The organism is Amycolatopsis sp. lyj-109, assembly GCF_046548995.1.
Classification (GTDB): domain Bacteria; phylum Actinomycetota; class Actinomycetes; order Mycobacteriales; family Pseudonocardiaceae; genus Amycolatopsis.
On record NZ_JAJPWR010000006.1, the window covers coordinates 438,656 to 455,968 of the forward strand.

Sequence of the window (17,313 nt, forward strand, 5' to 3'; positions counted from 1 at the left end):
TCTTGACCTTGTTTCGTCCATAATTCGGCGTGCCCACGAGACGTCTCCACCTGGTGAGCGCGGATGAGGACCACCGCGTCTCCACCATCGAGCTCTTCTTCGACCTGGTCTTCGTCTACGCCATCACCCAGACCACCCAGCTGATGGCCGACCACCTGAGCCCCACCGGCGTGGGGCAGGGGGTGGCCATGCTCGCCGTCCTGTGGTGGTGCTGGTGCAGCTACGCCTGGCTCGGGAACACCATCCACGTCGACCACGGGATCGCGCGGCTGGCCATGTTCGGCGCCATGACCGTGATGTTCCTGGTGTCGCTGACCATCCCGGAAGCCTTCGTCGATCATCCCGGCGGCCTGTACGCGCCCGCGCTGTTCGTCGCCTGTTACGCGCTCGTGCGGCTGCTGCACCTCGTTGCCTACCTGGGTGCCGCGAAGCGTGACCCAGGGTTGCGAAAAGTGCTGCTCAAGATGTTCGTCGGGCTGTTGCCGAGTGTCGGGCTGCTCGCCGTTGCCGCGTTCCTCAGCGGGCCGTGGCAGCTCGGGCTGTGGGTCGTCGCGCTGCTCGTCGACTACCTCAACGTCTACCTCGCCGGGCCGGAAGGGTGGCGGCTCAACGCGCCCGCGCACTTCGCCGAGCGGTTCGGGCTGATCGTGATCATCGCGCTCGGTGAGTCGATCGTCGCCATCGGGATCGGGATCGGGTCGCTGCCGATGTCGTGGCTGGTCGCGGGTGGCGCCGTGTGCGGGCTGGGGCTGGCCGCCGGGATGTGGTGGACCTACTTCGACGTCGTCGCGCGTGTCTCCGAGCACCGGCTCACCCAGGCGACCGGGACCGAGCGCACGAAGCTCGCCACCGACTCTTACACCTTCCTGCACCTGCCGCTGATCGCCGGGATCGTGCTGGTCGCCCTCGGGCTGAAGAAGGCGTTCCTCTACATCGCCGACACCGAGCACCACACCCCCGGCGAAGCACTGCACGGCGTGCCGATCTGGACGCTGACCGGTGGCCTCGCGCTCTACCTGATCGCGCTGAGTGCCCTGCGCAAGCGCAACCTCGGCAGCTGGAACGTCCAGCGGCTCGTCGTCGGCGTGCTGCTGGTCGCGGCGACGCCGGCGCTGGAGCACGTGCCCGCCGCGGCGCTGCTGCTGATCGTGGCCGCTCTCGTGCTCGGACTCATCACCTTCGAACGGCTTCGGTTCGCCGAATGGCGCAAGCAGGTACACACCGCTCACCCATAACCGACCCGGACTGGCGCTATCCCGGCCCCCGGGTTAACCTACTCGCGAGTAGGTAACGGGATGGAGGGCCACATGGCTGCGCCAAGGAAACGGGACGCGATGGGCTGGGGCCTGTCCGCGCTGACCCGGCTGGCCGGGAGCAAGGTCGTCGATCGGGCCGGGCTGCGCAAGCCCCTCGAAGGCCTGGTCACCGCGGGGACGCGCAACGGCTTCCGCGTCGCCGGCGCGGCGACCCGGTCGTTCAAGTCGGTGCAGAAGCTGGGCAAGCCCGCGCGGCTCACGCCGGCCGCCGACACCGGGCAGTTCGACCTCACGCCGACCGAGGACCAGCAACTCATCGTCGAAACGGTGACCGAGTTCGCCGCCGAGCAGCTGCGGCCGGCCGCCGCGGACGCCGACGCCAAGCTCGAGGCGCCCGAAGGCCTGCTGAGCCGGGCCGCCGAGCTGGGCATCAGCCTGGTCGGCATCCCCGAGGAACTCGGCGGCATCGGCACGGAACGCTCGGTGGTGACCAACGCGCTCGTCGCGGAAGCGCTTGCCCACGGCGACCTCGGCCTGGCCGTCGCCGTGCTGGCGCCCTCCGCGGTCAGCACCGCGCTGGTCAGCTGGGGCGACGAGCAGCAGCAGGCCGACTACCTGCCGGCGTTCACCGGCGAGCACGTCCCGGCCGCGGCGCTGGCCCTGCAGGAGCAGAAAGCGCTCTACGACCCCTTCAAACCGGCCACGAAGGCGCGACGCACCCCGAAGGGCTACCAGCTCGACGGCGTGAAGTCGCTGGTCCCGCGCGCGACACAGGCTGAGCTGTTCATCGTGTCGGCCGACCTCGAAGGCCGCGGCCCCGCGCTGTTCCTCGTCGAGTCGTCGAGCGCCGGGGTGTCCATCGAGGCCGAGCCGGCGATGGGCCTGCGCGGCGCCGCGACCGGCAAGCTGCACCTGGAGCAGGTCAACCTGCCCGCCGGTGCGCTGCTCGGCGGCGGCAAGGCGGACGTCTTCGCCGAGGTCGTCCGGCTGTCGCGGCTGGGCTGGGCGGCGCTGGCCGCCGGCACCGCGAAGGCCGTCCTCGACTACGTCGTCCCCTACGTCAACGAGCGGACCGCGTTCGGCGAACCGATTAGCCACCGGCAAGCGGTCGCGTTCTCCGTCGCCGACATCGCGATCGAGCTGGAGGGCCTGCGGCTGGTCACGCTGCGCGCCGCGGCGCGGGCCGAGCAGGGCAAGTCCTACGCCCGCGAGGTCGCGCTGGCGCGGAAACTGGCCGTGGACAAGGGCATGCAGATCGGCAACGCGGGCGTGCAGCTGCTCGGCGGGCACGGCTTCGTCAAGGAGCACCCGGTCGAGCGCTGGTACCGGGACCTGCGGGCCATCGGCGTCATGGAAGGCGCTGTCCTTCTCTAGGCTTCGGAAAGGCAAGTCATGATCAACCTGGAAGTCCCCAAGAAGGCCGGCGCGCTGATCAACCAGGCGTACCAGGCCGCGGCCGAGGTGTTCCGGCCGATTTCGCGCAAGTACGACCGCGCGGAGCACACGTACCCGAGCGAGCTGGACATGTTCGCGGCGCTGCTGGACGGCCTCAATTCCTCCGGCGAGGGCGGCGCGGGCGCGGCCGGGGTACGCCGTTCCGGTTCCGACGATTCCGCCAAGGGAAACCGCAACGGCGCCAACCTGAACGTCGTCCTCGGCACGATCGAGATGTGCTGGGGCGACGTCGGCCTGCTGCTGTCGATGCCGCGCCAGGGCCTTGGCAACGCGGCGATCGGCTCGGTGGCGACGGACGAGCAGCTCGAGCGTTTCTCCGGCATGTGGGCCGCGATGGCGATCACCGAGCCCGCCTTCGGGTCGGACTCGGCGGCGGTCAGCACGACGGCTCGTCTCGACGGCGACCACTACGTGATCAACGGCGAGAAGATCTTCGTGACGTCGGGCGAGCGCGCGGACGCGGTGGTCGTGTGGGCGACGCTGGACAAGTCCAAGGGCCGCGCGGCGATCAAGTCGTTCGTGGTGGAGAAGGGCACGCCGGGCTTCGAGGTGGTGCGCGTCGAGCACAAGCTCGGCATCCGCGCCTCCGACACGGCGGTGCTGCGCTTCGAGAACTGCCGCGTGCCTCGCGAGAACCTGCTGGGCTCACCCGAAATCGACACAGCCAAGGGCTTCGCGGGCGTCATGCAGACGTTCGACAACACCCGGCCCCTGGTGGCGGCGATGGCGATCGGCGTCGCCCGCGCGGCGCTGGAGGAGACGCGCCGGATCCTGACTTCCGCGGGAGTGGTGATCGACTACGACCGCCCGGCCCACACCCAGCACGCGGCGGCGGCCGAGTTCCTCCGCCTCGAAGCGGACTACGAGTCGGCGTACTTGCTGACGCTGGAATCGGCGTGGATGGCGGACAACCGCAAGCCGAACTCGCTGCAGGCGTCCATGGCGAAGGCCAAGGCGGGCCGTTCGGTGGTGGAGATCGCGCTGAAGTGCGTCGAGCTGACCGGGGCTTACGGTGAGGAGTCACTGCTCGAGAAGTGGGCGCGGGACGCGAAGATTCTGGACATCTTCGAGGGCACCCAACAGATCCAGCAGCTCATCGTGGCTCGCCGCATCCTCGGCAAGTCGTCTGCCGAACTCAAGTAGCGAAAGTTCGTGAAGGCCACCTTGAGGAACTTGAACTTCCTCAAGGTGGCCTTCACGAACATCAGGAGCCGGAAGTGGCGATCTGGTCGTCCAGGAACTCGTCCAGGTAGCGCCACGTCGTGCCGCGGGCCTTGCGACCCGTCAGGACGCCCAGGTGCCCACCGGGCGCCGTCTTGAAGCGGACCTCCGGGGCCTTGTCCAGCAGCTCCACCACGCGCTCGACCGACGGCCGGGGTGCGATCGTGTCGTTCTCGCCCGCCACCACCAGGGTCGGCACGCGGACCGACGACAGGGAGATGATCCGGCCGTTCAGGTCCACCTTGCCCTCCGCCAGGTCGTTCGTGCGGAACAGGCGGTGGTAGAGCTGGCCGAACGTGCGGCCCGGGTACGCGTACATGTTGCCCATGAAGTGGTCGACCGCCTCGATCTGAGCCAGATAGTCACGGTCGTCGAGATGAGACAGGATCGCCAGTGGCTTGGTGATTTCCTTGCTGATGCCCGTCGCCCGGAACACGCGGCTGACCAAATAGGACGGTGCGCCGCCGAACACGCGGTAGATGGGCGTCAGCAGGTGGCCGTTCGTCAGGTCGACCAGGGGGCGGAACGGCGCCACGATCGGGATGGCCGTGAAGTCCACCGGCGAGCCGATCGCGGTGATCGACGCGATCGGGAGGTCCGGCTGGTCGGCGTTCACCAGCAGCGAGAAGATCCCGCCGAGCGACCACGAGACCAGGTGCACGGCCTGGCCGCCGGCGTCCGCACTCACGCGCCGGATCGCGCGCGGGAGGACCTCGTCGATCCAGTGCTCGATGCCCAGGCGCCGGTCGGAGAACGCGACCATGCCGTAGTCGACGAGGTAGGTGTTGCGGCCACCGTCGATCAGGTGCTCGATGAGGCTGCAGCCGCGGCGCAGGTCGAAGCAGAGCGCCGGCGCGGCCAGCGGCGGCACCAGCAGGATCGGCGGCCCGGACACCGTCCCGCCGCTGTGCGTCATCCGGTACAGCGAGCGGTTGGGCCCCTGGTCGATCAGCACCCGCGGCATCGGGCGCAGGTCGGCGACGCCGCCGTGCAGCACCTTGCCGACCACGTTCGACGCCGCGGCGGCCAGCCGTGCGGGTGGTGAAAACATTTTCTCGAGCCTCCTGAAAACCGATCCGGAGGCAATCTTGCCGGGCCGGGCGAGCGGACTCAACAGCACCACGCCCGCAAGCACCTGGCAAGCACGTCCAATTCGGACAGTCGCTAGTCCGTCCGAGTTACCCCGGGCCCGCTCTCCGCGGCCCGTGCTTCGTATGCCGCACGAGCCGGGGAATGGGCTGCTGAAGCCAAAAGCCGGTCCGCCTTCAACGCTCGTGCGAGCGTCTCGCCCGCCCGTCGTGGCAGCAGCCGCGTGAGCTTGCCCATAGTGCCCAGCGAGCGGGGCACGAAAACGTCGAAACGAGGTTTGCGCAGGGTGGATACGATGGCGTCGGCCACATCTTCGGGCCGCACGGACTTGAACATCTTCGCCTCGCCGAGGCCGCTCGCGAGCTCCGTCCGCACGATGCCCGGCATCACGCACGAGACGTGCACGCCGCTGCCGTGCAGTTCCAGGTGCACCGCCTCGGACAGGCCGACGACGGCGTGCTTGGTGGCGCAGTAGGTCGCCGCGCCGGGGAAGCCGGCCTTGCCCGCGAACGACGCGACGTTGACGATGTGCCCGGACCGCCGCGGCCGCATCCGCTTCACCGCTTCGCGCGTGCCGTGGATGACGGCGTGCAGGTTGATCTCCAGCTGACGCCGGGTCGTCGCGTCGTTCTCCTCGTCGAGGTTGCCGAGCGGCATGATGCCGGCGTTGTTGATCAGCACGTCGATCCGGCCGTGGCGGCGTTCGACCTCGTCGAGGAACTCGGTGAACCCGCGGATGTCGGTGACGTCCAGCGGCAGTGCGTCGGCGCCCAGCTCGCCGGCGGTCTTCTCGGCCCGGACCTGGTCGAGGTCGCCGATCACCACCTTCGCGCCCAGCCGGGACAGCGCCGACGCGGTCGCCGCGCCGATCCCCTGCCCGCCGCCGGTGATGACGACGACCTTGCCCGCGAGTTCCTCGGCCATGGCGACTCCTTCGTCTGTTGGCACCGCGTCAACAGTGTCGCCCCCGCCGCCGCATCGCGCTACCCCACGCGCTGCTCCAGCACCTGCCCGACCCACTCCTCGACGGTGAAGCGGACCGTCGGCCGGAACCCCAGCCTCTCGTAGTACCGCTGCAGTTCGCCGTCACCGCCGGCCCAGCAGTCGACGCGCACGAGGTCGATGCCGCGCCGCCGGGCCTCGTCGAGCGCGTACTCGATGAGGCGCCCGCCGACGCGCCGCCCGGTGAACCGCCGCGACGTGATGAGCAGCCGGATGTACAGCTCGCGCTCGTCGACCGCCGGCACGTGCTGGTCGTGTTCCTCGGAGACGATCAGCGCGCCGGCGGGCTCGCCGTCGACCACCGCGATGCGCAGGCCCGGGTCCGCGGCCATGCCCTTGACCCGCTCGACGCGCTTCTCGACCCGGCTCCACGGCTCGGTCCCCCACTGCTTCGAGCTGCCGCGGGCGACCAGCCATTCGACAGCTTCGTCGAAGAAGCGCAGCAGCGTGTCGACGTCCCCGGAATCACCCGATCGTATGACGGTGTTGTCCATCCCCCTTGTCTACCGCACGGTGAGCACGCGCGGGCCGTCTTCGGTAATGGCGATGGTGTGCTCGACGTGCGCAGCGCGGCTGCCGTCGAGGGTGAGGATCGACCAGCCGTCCTCGGCGTAACGGTAGGTGTCACCACCCCGGGTCAGCATCGGCTCGATCGCCAGCGCGAGGCCCGGCTTGAGCCGCATTCCGCGACCTGCGCGACCTTCGTTCGGCAGGTGCGGGTCCTCGTGCATCGCGCGGCCGATGCCGTGGCCGCCGTGATCCTCGACCATGCCGTAGCCCGGCGCCCGGCCCGCCGCGCCGATCGCGGACGAGATGTCCCCGAGTTTCGCGCCCGGCTGAGCGGCGGCGATCCCGGCCGCCAAGGCGCGCTCGGTGGCCTCGATGAGCGCGAGGTCGGCGGGATCGGCGTCGCCGACGACGAAGCTGATCGCGGCGTCGCCGTTCCAGCCGTCGAGGATGGCGCCGCAGTCGATGCTGAGCAGGTCACCGTCTCGAAGGCGGTACGCGGTCGGGATCCCGTGCACGACGACGTCGTTGACGCTGGCGCAGAGGACGTTCGGGTAGGGCGTCGGCGCGGACCGCGGCTGGTAGTGCAGGAAGGAGGGCTTGGCACCGGCCTCCCTGATGACGTGGGCGGCGACGTCGTCCAGCTCACGCAGCGAGACGCCGATCGCGGCAGCCTCCTTGACCGCGTGGAGGGTGTTTGCCACGACTCGCCCGGCTTCGCGCATCATCGCCAGCTCGGGCGCGGTTTTGATCTCGACCATGACGATAACTATACCGGTATAGTTATCGCTGTCCAGTGGGCGGCGAGCTCGTTCAGCCGGTGGCTCGGTCCACGTCATCCGGAGTTCAAGAAGCACTGATTGACTTCCGGCGTACACGACCTCTCTTGCGACGAGGACAAATTGACGCAGTCAGTGCCCGCCGATGATCCGCTCGCCGCGTTCGGCGCCGAGCTCGGGGACATCCGGGCGAAAGCCGTGGCGGCCCAGGAAAAGCTCCGATCCGCCGTCGCCAGTGTGCAGTCGCCCGACGGGGCGGTCTCGGTGACCGTCGGCCCGAGCGGTGTCCTGCAGGACCTCCGGTTCGGTCCCCGCGCGTACGAGCGTTCCCCGCAAACCCTGTCCAGCCTGGTGCTGCAGCTGATCGGCCGGGCCCAGCAGAAGGTCTCGGCCCAGGTCGCCGAGGCGTTCAGCGGCATGGTCGGCGAAAACTCGGCCGCCCGCGAACTGCTCGGCGAGTTCCTGCCGGAGCCGGAACCGGACGACGGCACCGCCGTCACACCGCAGCAGACGGCCGAAGAGCGCCCCGCGCACCGCCCGCCGCCGGCCCCGCAGCCGCCACCGCACGACCGGCCGCGTCGTCGCCCCCGGCAGGCGCCGGAAGAGGACGACGGCGAAAGCAACCCCTGGTAGCAGAGGAGAACCGGTGGTTTCCGGAGCAGGTTTCTCGGTCGACCCGGCCGAGTTGCAGAAGTTCAGCCAGTTCCTGTCGGGCAGCACGCAGCCGGCGGTGCAGGACGCCGCGAACCGGATGCAGGCCGCCAACGGGTTCGACAACGCCGCGTTCGGCATCCTGCTGGCGCAGGCGCTCGCCGTGCCTTCGCGGATCACGATGGCGGTGATCACCGGCGAGATCGGCAAGCTCGCCGGGGACATCGGCAAGTCCGCGGAGGACGTGAAGAAGGCCGCCGAAACGTACGCGACCCACGACTCGGCCACCGCACAGGGTTTGCGCACCTTCGAGACGGAGCTGGGCAAGTGACCGTTCCCATCACGGCATCGAACTCCACGACCGGCGCCGGTGTCTTCGACAGCTGGAAGCAGGTCGGCGACTCGATCGGCAAGGTCCAGACCGAGCACGGCGGCGACCTCGCGGCCGTCAGCGTGGAGCTGGGCATCAACGTCATCAGCGCCGCGCTCGACACCGTCGCGTTCGTCATGGACCCGCTGTCGAAGCTGATCGCCGCGGGCCTGGGCTGGCTGATCGAGCACGTCTCGTTCCTGAAGTGGCCGCTGGACCAGGTCGCGGGCAACCCGTCGGAGGTCACGAAGGTCGCCAACGAGCTGCACAAGATCGGCGAGAGCCTGCGCAACACCGGCGAGGAACTCGACAAGACGCTCAAGTCGACGATCACCCAGTGGCAGGGCAAGGGCTACGACAGCTTCAAGAAGTCGATCGACGACCGGAAGGGCTGGATCGACGCGAACGCGAAGGCGTCCGACGTCGCCGGCTACATGGTCGAGACCACCGGGGCGCTGATCGCCGCGGTCCGCGCGCTGCTGCGCGACATCATCACGACGATCCTCGGCGACATCATCTCCACGATGCTGATCGCCCTCGCGATGGCCGCCTTCACCTTCGGCGCGTCGATCGCGGTCGGCGTGAGCAAGATCGTCGTGCAGGTCTCGATCCAGGTGGCGGCGATGGCGGCCAAGCTCGCCAAGGTCGTCGCCTACGCCGGTCGCACGCTGGCCCGGCTCACCAAGCTGTCGAAGCTGGTCAAGCCGAAGCCGGGCGGCACGAACCCGGGCCACGAGCTGACGAACCTGCCCCCGAGCGGGAACACCGTGCCGAACTTCTCGCGGCCGCTGCCGAAGCCGCCACCGGGCACCGCGGTCACCCACAACGGGCCCGGGGGCGGCGGCGCCACGCCGAGCACCCGGCCCCCGGGTGACGGCACCGTCCCGAACTTCTCGCGGCCGCTGCCGAAGCCGGCGGACCCGCCGCCCCCGCCGAAGCCACCGTCCCCGCAGTCGCACCTGAGCGAGCACGACTTCCCGATGATCAAGAAGCACGAGGACTGGCTGAAGACCAAGTTCGGGGACAGCTACCAGAAGATGAAGTTCGCCGACGACTGGATCAAGAAGAACCACCCGGACTACTACCCGATGCTGAAGGCCCTCTCCGACGCGAAGAGCTCCAAGAACTTCGTGGGCTGGGCGGGCAAGGACATCGTGCAGGTCGACCGCGGTCTGACCGACATCCAGATGCAGGCGGAAGCGGCCTGGGCCGAGGAGGACAAGAAGCAGCAGCAGCCCTGATCAGACGACGCCGAGGTGGCGCGAGATCAGCATCTTCTGGACCTCGCTCGTCCCCTCGCCGATCTCCAGGATCTTGGCGTCGCGGTAGAAGCGGCTGACCGGGAACTCGTTCATGAACCCGTACCCGCCGAAGATCTGGGTCGCGTCGCGCGCGTTGTCCATCGCCGCGTTCGACGCCACCAGCTTCGCGATCGACGCCTCCTTCTTGAACGGCTCGCCGCGCAGCATCTTCGACGCCGCCTGGTAGTACGCCAGGCGGGCCGTGTGGGTGCGGACCTCCATGTCCGCGATCTTGAACTGGATCGCCTGGTACTCGCCGATCCGCTTGCCGAACGCCACCCGGTCCTTGACGTAGCGCAAGGACTCGTCCACGCAACCCTGCGCCAACCCCACCGACAACGCGGCGATCGCGACGCGACCTTCGTCCAAAATGGACAGGAACTGCGCGTACCCACGGCCCCGGACGCCGATCAGGTTCTCCGCGGGGACGCGGACGTCCGAAAAGGACAGCTCGTGCGTGTCCGAGCAGTTCCAGCCGACCTTGGAGTACTTCGGCGCCACCGCGAAGCCCGGCGTGCCGGACGGGATGAGGATCGCCGAGATCTCCTTGCGGCCGTTCTCCATCACGTCGGTGACGGCGGTGGCCGTGACGAACCGGGTGATGTCCGTGCCCGAGTTCGTGATGAACGCCTTGCTGCCGTTGACGATCCACTCGTCGCCGTCCAGCGAGGCGCGGGTGCGCGTCGCGCCCGCGTCCGAACCGCCGCCCGGTTCGGTCAGGCCGAAGCCGCCCAGCGCTGTTCCCGCGCACAGGTCGGGGAGCCATTGCTCCTTCTGCGCCTGCGTCCCGAATCGGTAGATCGGCATCGCACCCAGGGAGACGCCCGCCTCCAGCGTGATCGCCACCGAGGAGTCGACCCTCGCCAGTTCCTCCAGCGCCAGGCACAGCGCGAAGTAGTCGCCGCCCATGCCGCCGAACTCCTCGGGGAACGGCAGGCCGAACAGGCCCATTTCGCCCATCTTCGCGACGATCGCGTACGGGAATTCTTCCTTCTCGTACAGCTCGCCGATCACCGGTGCGACCTCAGCGTGCGCGAAGTCCTCGACGGTCTTGCGAAGGGCCTCGTACTCCTCGTCCAGGCGGAAGTCGATCACGGCTGCTCCTCTTGGGACGTAACTACGGCAAGGGTTTCGTCCAGCGCGACCTGTTGGCCGGCCCGGACGGGGAGTTCGCTGACCACGCCGTCGATCGGCGCGGTGACGGTGTGCTCCATCTTCATCGCTTCGACGACCAGCAGCGGCGTCCCGGCCTTGACGACGTCACCCGCGGCGACCTTCACCACGAGCACCGTGCCCGGCATCGGGCTGGTGACCGGGCCCGCACCGGCGGCCTCGCCGCGCGACGCCAGCACGAACTCCTGCTCGCCGAACGGGAAGCTGAACCCGTCGCGTGCCAGCCAGACCGTCCGGTCCGGCGCGCACGCGTGGCGGTAGCGGTGGAAGCCCCCGGCGTGCCGGATCTCCAGGACGTCGCCGTCCCGCCGCGCCGAGACCTGGACCGGCGCGTCGTCGTCGACGAACACCGTTGCCGAAGACGGTGTCCCCTGCACCCGGACCACCGCGCGGGCGGTGCCGGACTTCAACCGGAACGTCACCCCGCCCGAACCGCCCATCCGCCAGCCGTCCGGCACGTCCCACGGGTCCACCACGGGCCCGGACGGCTGCAGTTCCAGGAACCGGTCCAGCGCGGCCGCGACGAAGAACTCCGCGGGCACGTCGTTGGAGACCAAAGCAGACAGCCGGCGGTCGACGAGCTCGGTGTCGAGCCGGCCGGCACGGACGTCGGCGTCGGCCAGCAGCCCGCGCAGGAACGCCGTGTTCGTGCCGATGCCCAGCAACGCCGTGTCGGCCAGCGCCAGGTCGAGCCGGTGCAGCGCGGCCGCACGGTCCGGACCCCAGGCGATGACCTTGGCCAGCATCGGGTCGTAGTTCGAGCCGACCACCGCACCCGGCGTCATCCACGAGTCGACGCGGACGCCGTCGCCGGACGGCTCGTGCACCGCCAGCACCGTCCCGCCGGTCGGGATGAAACCGCGCGACGGGTCCTCGGCGTACACGCGCGCTTCGACGGCGTGGCCGGTCAGCACCACCTCGTCCTGTGTCAGGGAAAGCTCTTCGCCCGCCGCCACCCGGACCTGCCACTCGACCAGGTCGAGGCCGGTGACCAGCTCGGTGACCGGGTGCTCGACCTGCAGCCGGGTGTTCATCTCCATGAAGAAGAACTCGTCCGGGTTCTTCGCCGACAGGATGAACTCGACGGTGCCCGCGCCGACGTAGCCCACCGAGCGTGCGGCCTCGACCGCGGCCGAGCCCATCTTCTCGCGCGTCGCGGGATCCAGCAGCACCGACGGCGCTTCTTCGATGATCTTCTGGTGCCGCCGCTGCAGGCTGCACTCGCGCTCGCCGAGGTGGACGACGTTCCCGTGCGTGTCGGCCAGCACCTGGATCTCGATGTGCCGCGGGGTCGTGACGAACCGCTCCATCAGCAGCGTGTCGTCGCCGAAGGACCCCTTGGCCTCCCGCCGCGCGGACTCGATCGCCGCGGCCAGCTCGGACTCCGAGTGCACCAGCCGCATCCCCTTGCCGCCACCGCCCGCGGACGGCTTGAGCAGCAGCGGGTAGCCGACCCGAGCAGCAGCCTCGGCGAAGCCACCGGCCGGGATGTCCACATCGGACGCTCCGGGCACGACCGGCACCCCGGCCTTCGACACCGTCGCCTTGGCGCGGATCTTGTCGCCCATGGCGTCGATCGCCGCGACCGGCGGGCCGATGAAGACCAGCCCGGCGGCCTCGCAGGCGCGCGCGAACTCGGCGTTCTCGGCCAGGAAGCCGTAACCCGGGTGCACGGCCTGCGCACCGGAAGTCACCGCGGCGTCCACAATGGCCGGAATCGAGAGGTAGCTGCGCGCGGCTTCCGCCGGGCCGATGCGCACCGCCGTGTGCGCCTCCCGGACGTGCCGCGCGTCGGCGTCCGCGTCGCTGTAGACCGCGACCGCGCGGATGCCGAGGGCCCGCAGCGTGCGGATGACCCGGACGGCGATCTCGCCCCGGTTCGCGACCAAAACTGAGTCGAACATGCCCCTCACATCCGGAAGACGCCGTAGTTGACCTCGGACAGCGGCGCGTTGGCCGTGGCCGAGAGGGCAAGGCCGAGCACGGTGCGGGTGTCCGCCGGGTCGATGACGCCGTCGTCCCACAGCCGGGCCGTCGAGTAGTACGGGCTGCCCTGCGCCTCGTACTGCTCGCGGATCGGGTCCTTGAACGCCTCTTCGTCCTCTGTGGACCATTCGCCGCCGCGCGCCTCGATCGAGTCGCGACGGACCGTCGACAGCACCGAGGCCGCCTGCTCGCCGCCCATCACCGAGATCCGCGCGTTCGGCCACATCCACAGGAACCGCGGCGAGTACGCCCGGCCGCACATCGAGTAGTTGCCCGCCCCGAACGAGCCGCCGATCACGACGGTCAGCTTCGGCACCCGCGCGCACGCCACCGCGGTGACCATCTTCGCGCCGTGCTTGGCGATGCCGCCGGCCTCGTACGCGCGCCCGACCATGAAGCCGGTGATGTTCTGCAGGAACAGCAGCGGGATCGAGCGCTTGTCGCACAGCTCGATGAAGTGCGCGCCCTTCATCGCCGACTCGGCGAACAGCACGCCGTTGTTCGCGATGATGCCGACCGGGTGGCCGTGGATCCGGGCGAACCCGGTGACCAGCGTCGCGCCGTACTCCTTCTTGAACTCGGCGAACCGGCTGCCGTCGACGATCCGGGCGATCACCTCGCGGACGTCGTAGGGCACGCGCGGGTCGGTCGGGACGACGCCGTACAGCTCGGCCGGGTCGACCGCGGGTGCTTCGGTCGCCACGACGTCCCAGGGCCGCGGGGTGCGCGGGCCGAGCGTCGACACGATCGAGCGAACGATCCGCAGCGCGTGGGCGTCGTCGTCGGCCAGGTGGTCGGTGACGCCGGACTGCCGTGCGTGGACGTCGCCGCCGCCGAGTTCCTCCGCCGTCACGACCTCACCGGTCGCGGCCTTCACCAGCGGCGGGCCGCCGAGGAAGATCGTGCCCTGGTTCCGGACGATCACGGCCTCGTCGCTCATCGCCGGGACGTACGCGCCGCCGGCGGTGCAGGAGCCGAGCACCGCGGCGATCTGCGGGATCCCGCGCGCGGACATCGTCGCCTGGTTGTAGAAGATCCGGCCGAAGTGCTCACGATCCGGGAAGACGTCGTCCTGCTTGGGCAGGAACGCCCCGCCGGAGTCCACCAGGTAGACGCACGGCAGGTTGTTGTGGAGCGCGACCTCCTGGGCGCGCAGGTGCTTCTTCACCGTCATCGGGTAGTACGTGCCGCCCTTGACGGTGGCGTCGTTGGCGACGACCACGCACTCCCGGCCCGAGACCCGCCCCACCCCGGTGATGATCCCGGCGGACGGCGCTTCGTCGTCGTAGAGTCCGTTCGCGGCCAGCGGGGACAGCTCGAGGAACGGCGAACCCGGGTCCAGCAGCGTGTCGACGCGGTCGCGCGGCAGCAGCTTGCCGCGGTCGACGTGCCTGGTGCGGGCCTTCTCCGGGCCGCCGAGCCGGGCGCTCGCCAAGCGTTTGCGGAGGTCTTCCACCAGCTCCGCGTGGGAGGTGGCGTTGCGGGCGTAGGCCTCGCTGTCCGGGGCGGCCGTAGTCCCCAGTGCCGGCGTGTCCATGAGCTCCCTCGAAGTTAGCGGTCGTTAACCTCCACTCCGATGTTAGCGACCGCTAACGTGGGTGTCCAGTCGCCGGAAAGCCGTGAAGGCCACCTTCAGGAACTTTAAGTTCCTGAAGGTGGCCTTCACGAACATCCCGAGGATCAGCCGATCGCCGCCCGCAGCGGGGCGTAGTAGCCGCCCGACTGCCCGGCCGCGGTCGGGTGGTAGGACTCGATCACCGGCCAGGTCAGGCTGTGCAGGTAGTCATCGGCCGGCGAGCAGATGTTGTGCCCGACGAACGACGGCCGCACGTCGACGAACGTCGCGCCCGCCGAACCCGCCCGCGACTGGATGACCGACGCCAGCGCGTCCGCGCCGGAATTGATCGCCGTGCGCTTGGTGTCGCTCAGCCCGACCCAGCACGAACCGGGCACGGTGTAGAAGCGCGGATAGGACAGGACGACGAGACTGGCGCCCGGCGCCTTGGCCTTGATCGCGTTGTAGGTGTTGGTCAGCAACTGCGGCAGCGTGGTGTTGATGTACGTCTTCGCCGTGTTGACCCGGCTCACGCAGGCGGAATCGCTGCCCAGGGTGCAGGCCTGGATCACGTCCGCGAACCCGGCGTCGTTCCCGCCGACGGTCACCGTGACGAGCGTGGCCGACGAGGGGATCGAGTTCGCCTGGGTGATCACGTCTCCGGTGCGGGCTCCGGAGCAGGCCAGGAACGTGAACGAGGTCCCGCTGTGGGCGTTGGTCCACAGCTGCGGATAGGCCTTGGAGCTGCGGTAACAGCTCCCGGAACTGCCGTAGCTGCCGGCCCCGACCCCGGAGGAGTAGGAGTCGCCGAGTGCGGCGTAGACGGTCCCGGCGGCGTGGGCGAGGCCCGTGACGCCGAGCGTGGCAACGACAACGGCCCCCAGGGCCGCGCTCAACCGTAGGAGGGATCGCCGGAAATTACGGGTGGGAACAGCCATGGGTCACTCCTTTGTGACAGGGCCGACCCAAATAGGACAGCAGGTGGGAGCCTCACAAGGAACCCCTAGTTACCGGTAGGTACCCACTCGGCCCACACCGGAAGTGTGAAACGTCAGCGATCCGTCAGCCGCGCAAGATCAGCAGTTCGCGTGCAGTGCTGACGACGGAGCCGGTTCACACTGCGCCCTTGACACGGCGACCGCGTTCGCTAACCTCGTCTGGGAGCGCTCCCAGGACGACGTATTGCTCAAAGGAGAGCAGATGACGCAGCGGAGAAAGGTGTTCGGCCTGCTGGCCGCGGCCGTGGTGACCGCGAGTGCGCTGGTCACCATCGGCGCGACCGGCCAGGTCGCGGCAGCGGCCGGCGGTACGGGCGCCGGGTACCTGCACACCAGCGGCAACAAGATCCTGGACAGCACGGGCGCGACGATCCGGCTGACCGGCATCAACTGGTTCGGGATGGAGACCGACAACAAGACCTTCCACGGCCTGTGGTCCAGCCGCACCTGGCGCCAACAGCTCGATCAGATGGCACAGCTGGGCTACAACACCTTGCGCGTGCCGTTCTCCGACGACGCGCTGAAACCCGGCGCCACGGCCACCGGGATCAACGACTACACCAACCCCGACCTGATCGGGCTTTCGCCGCTGCAGATCCTCGACAAGGTGATCGGCTACGCGGGGCAGAAGGGGATGCGCGTCATCCTCGACCGGCACCGGCCGACCAGCTCGGGTCAGACCCCGCTCTGGTACACCGCCGGCGTCCCGGAAAGCACCTGGATCAACGACTGGAAGACCCTCGCCCAGCGCTATGCGGGCAACACCACGGTCATCGGCGCGGACCTGCACAACGAGCCGCACGCCGAGGGCACCAACCCGGCCGCGACCGGCGCGTGCTGGGGCTGTGGTGACACCGCCCGCGACTGGCGGCTGGCCGCCGAACGCGCGGGCAACGCGATTCTGGGTGTGCAGCCGAACTGGCTGATCTTCGTCGAGGGCGTGAGCTGCCCGAGCGGCGGACTGTCGAACGTGTGGGACGGCGACCCGTCCAACGACGAGGACTGCGGCTGGTGGGGCGGGAACCTGTCGAAGGCAGGCGAGTTCCCGGTACGCCTGTCCGTGCCCGGCCGGGTGGTGTACTCCCCGCACGAGTACGCCACCTCGGTCTACAACCAGCCGTGGTTCAGCGCTCCCGACTACCCGGCGAACCTGACCGCGATCTGGGACAAGTACTGGGGTTATCTGTACAAGCAGAACATCGCGCCGCTGATGATGGGCGAGTTCGGCACCACGCTGGCGAACCCGGTCGACAAGGTGTGGCTGGAAAAACTGATGGCCTACACCGGGACCGGCGTCAACGGCATCTCGTTCACCTACTGGTCGTGGAACCCCAACTCCGGTGACACCGGCGGCATCCTCAACGACGACTGGACCACGGTCAACCAGGCGAAGCAGAGCATCCTCCAGCCCTACCTCATCCCACCCACCGGCGGCGGCCCCGATCCGACGACCACCACCCCGACGACCACGACGACCGGCGGCGGCACCGGCGGGTGCAGGACGGCGTGGAAGCTGGACAATTCCTGGCAGGGCGGCTTCCAGGGCACGTTGACCGTCACCAACACCGCGGCGAGCGCCGCCAACCCGTGGACGGTCGGGTTCACCCTGCCCGCCGGGGCCACCATCGCCAGCGGCTGGAACGGCACCTTCACCCAGACCGGAACCACGGTCACGGTGAGCGCGCCGTCCTACAGCCCGTCGCTGGGCGCGGGAGCGGCCGTGTCGCTCGGTTTCACCGCCAACGGCCCGTCGGGCGCGCCTTCGGCCGTCAAGCTCGGCGCGGCGGCCTGCACCACGTGACCGGCCCCCTGGCCGAGGTGCCTGCAGCGCACCTCGGCCAGGGCCTGGTTGTGCCCAGCGCCCGATCGGGTATTCCTTCGCCCACCTGGGCGAACCGCGTGAGCAGGCTCACAGCCTGGGCTGGGAAGCGGGACGTTAGCGCTCGCTAACCTGCCGTTCTAAACTGACC

15 protein-coding genes are annotated in these 17,313 nt (G+C 69.4%); 7 read left to right on the forward strand and 8 right to left on the reverse strand.

Translation table 11 applies throughout. The annotated features are described in order from the left end of the window. Window positions 1-29: 29 nt before the first annotated feature. The 3 genes from ACLJQF_RS16510 to ACLJQF_RS16520 all read left to right on the forward strand — a co-directional run bounded on the left by ACLJQF_RS16510 (window position 30) and on the right by ACLJQF_RS16520 (window position 3,854). Complete coding sequence (locus ACLJQF_RS16510) at window positions 30-1,235, forward strand: low temperature requirement protein A (RefSeq protein WP_410609582.1); 1,206 nt, start codon at window positions 30-32, stop codon at window positions 1,233-1,235. Window positions 1,236-1,334: 99 nt separating this feature from the next. Next, a complete protein-coding gene (locus ACLJQF_RS16515; RefSeq protein ID WP_410609695.1) occupies window positions 1,335-2,630 on the forward strand; it encodes an acyl-CoA dehydrogenase family protein in 1,296 nt (431 codons plus the stop codon). An 18-nt stretch (window positions 2,631-2,648) separates the two neighbouring features. Further along, entirely contained in the window at window positions 2,649-3,854 is a 1,206-nt protein-coding gene (locus tag ACLJQF_RS16520) for an acyl-CoA dehydrogenase family protein (protein WP_410609584.1), read from the forward strand. Window positions 3,855-3,915: 61 nt separating this feature from the next. Here ACLJQF_RS16520 and ACLJQF_RS16525 read toward each other — a convergent pair whose 3' ends face one another. From ACLJQF_RS16525 to map, 4 genes are all read right to left on the reverse strand, one after another. Further along, window positions 3,916-4,983 (reverse strand): alpha/beta fold hydrolase, encoded by a 1,068-nt coding sequence (locus ACLJQF_RS16525; RefSeq protein WP_410609586.1) that lies wholly within the window; start codon window positions 4,981-4,983, stop codon window positions 3,916-3,918. A 113-nt stretch (window positions 4,984-5,096) separates the two neighbouring features. After that, the gene (locus tag ACLJQF_RS16530) at window positions 5,097-5,945 is read right to left on the reverse strand and encodes an SDR family oxidoreductase (RefSeq protein ID WP_410609588.1); all 849 of its coding nucleotides are present in this window, start codon (window positions 5,943-5,945) and stop codon (window positions 5,097-5,099) included. A 59-nt stretch (window positions 5,946-6,004) separates the two neighbouring features. Continuing rightward, a complete protein-coding gene (locus ACLJQF_RS16535) occupies window positions 6,005-6,517 on the reverse strand; it encodes a GNAT family N-acetyltransferase (RefSeq protein ID WP_410609589.1) in 513 nt (170 codons plus the stop codon). A 9-nt stretch (window positions 6,518-6,526) separates the two neighbouring features. After that, window positions 6,527-7,291, reverse strand: coding sequence for a type I methionyl aminopeptidase (gene map / locus ACLJQF_RS16540; protein WP_410609590.1), 765 nt, complete (start codon window positions 7,289-7,291; stop codon window positions 6,527-6,529). Between the two features lie 141 nt (window positions 7,292-7,432). On the opposite strand from map, the gene ACLJQF_RS16545 reads away from it, so the two are divergent. Genes ACLJQF_RS16545 through ACLJQF_RS16555 form a run of 3 tightly spaced genes read left to right on the forward strand, consistent with a single transcriptional unit; the run spans window position 7,433 to window position 9,571 of the window. Then, window positions 7,433-7,942 carry a YbaB/EbfC family nucleoid-associated protein gene (locus tag ACLJQF_RS16545; protein WP_410609591.1) on the forward strand — a complete coding sequence of 170 codons (510 nt, stop codon included), beginning with the start codon at window positions 7,433-7,435 and terminating at the stop codon, window positions 7,940-7,942. Between the two features lie 13 nt (window positions 7,943-7,955). Beyond that, window positions 7,956-8,291: a hypothetical protein gene (locus ACLJQF_RS16550; protein ID WP_410609592.1), complete on the forward strand. Its 336-nt coding sequence runs from the start codon at window positions 7,956-7,958 to the stop codon at window positions 8,289-8,291. After that, entirely contained in the window at window positions 8,288-9,571 is a 1,284-nt protein-coding gene (locus tag ACLJQF_RS16555; RefSeq protein ID WP_410609594.1) for a hypothetical protein, read from the forward strand. The genes ACLJQF_RS16550 and ACLJQF_RS16555 overlap by 4 nt, the downstream gene beginning before the upstream one ends. On the opposite strand, the gene ACLJQF_RS16560 is transcribed toward ACLJQF_RS16555, so the two are convergent. The 4 genes from ACLJQF_RS16560 to ACLJQF_RS16575 form a co-directional block, all read right to left on the reverse strand. Further along, on the reverse strand, window positions 9,572-10,726 hold the full coding sequence (locus ACLJQF_RS16560) for an acyl-CoA dehydrogenase family protein (RefSeq protein ID WP_410609596.1): 1,155 nt from the start codon (window positions 10,724-10,726) through the stop codon (window positions 9,572-9,574). Beyond that, window positions 10,723-12,708 (reverse strand): acetyl-CoA carboxylase biotin carboxylase subunit, encoded by a 1,986-nt coding sequence (locus ACLJQF_RS16565; RefSeq protein WP_410609598.1) that lies wholly within the window; start codon window positions 12,706-12,708, stop codon window positions 10,723-10,725. Before ACLJQF_RS16565 ends, ACLJQF_RS16560 begins: the two co-directional genes overlap by 4 nt. Before the next feature lie 5 nt (window positions 12,709-12,713). Continuing rightward, entirely contained in the window at window positions 12,714-14,327 is a 1,614-nt protein-coding gene (locus ACLJQF_RS16570) for a carboxyl transferase domain-containing protein (protein WP_410609599.1), read from the reverse strand. A gap of 143 nt (window positions 14,328-14,470) precedes the next feature. Continuing rightward, window positions 14,471-15,283: an SGNH/GDSL hydrolase family protein gene (locus tag ACLJQF_RS16575; protein ID WP_410609601.1), complete on the reverse strand. Its 813-nt coding sequence runs from the start codon at window positions 15,281-15,283 to the stop codon at window positions 14,471-14,473. Between the two features lie 262 nt (window positions 15,284-15,545). Between ACLJQF_RS16575 and ACLJQF_RS16580 the strand changes: the two genes are divergently transcribed. Continuing rightward, complete coding sequence (locus ACLJQF_RS16580) at window positions 15,546-17,144, forward strand: cellulase family glycosylhydrolase (RefSeq protein WP_410609603.1); 1,599 nt, start codon at window positions 15,546-15,548, stop codon at window positions 17,142-17,144. Window positions 17,145-17,313 lie beyond the last annotated feature (169 nt).

Coding starts and splice junctions, on each gene's coding strand:
- ACLJQF_RS16515 (WP_410609695.1), top strand. CDS start 1,335: ATGGGCTGGGGCCTGTCCGCGCTGACCCGGCTGGCCGGGAGCAAGGTC.
- ACLJQF_RS16520 (WP_410609584.1), top strand. CDS start 2,649: ATGATCAACCTGGAAGTCCCCAAGAAGGCCGGCGCGCTGATCAACCAG.
- ACLJQF_RS16525 (WP_410609586.1), bottom strand. CDS start 4,983: ATGTTTTCACCACCCGCACGGCTGGCCGCCGCGGCGTCGAACGTGGTC.
- ACLJQF_RS16530 (WP_410609588.1), bottom strand. CDS start 5,945: ATGGCCGAGGAACTCGCGGGCAAGGTCGTCGTCATCACCGGCGGCGGG.
- ACLJQF_RS16535 (WP_410609589.1), bottom strand. CDS start 6,517: ATGGACAACACCGTCATACGATCGGGTGATTCCGGGGACGTCGACACG.
- map (WP_410609590.1), bottom strand. CDS start 7,291: ATGGTCGAGATCAAAACCGCGCCCGAGCTGGCGATGATGCGCGAAGCC.
- ACLJQF_RS16565 (WP_410609598.1), bottom strand. CDS start 12,708: ATGTTCGACTCAGTTTTGGTCGCGAACCGGGGCGAGATCGCCGTCCGG.
- ACLJQF_RS16570 (WP_410609599.1), bottom strand. CDS start 14,327: ATGGACACGCCGGCACTGGGGACTACGGCCGCCCCGGACAGCGAGGCC.
- ACLJQF_RS16575 (WP_410609601.1), bottom strand. CDS start 15,283: ATGGCTGTTCCCACCCGTAATTTCCGGCGATCCCTCCTACGGTTGAGC.
- ACLJQF_RS16580 (WP_410609603.1), top strand. CDS start 15,546: ATGACGCAGCGGAGAAAGGTGTTCGGCCTGCTGGCCGCGGCCGTGGTG.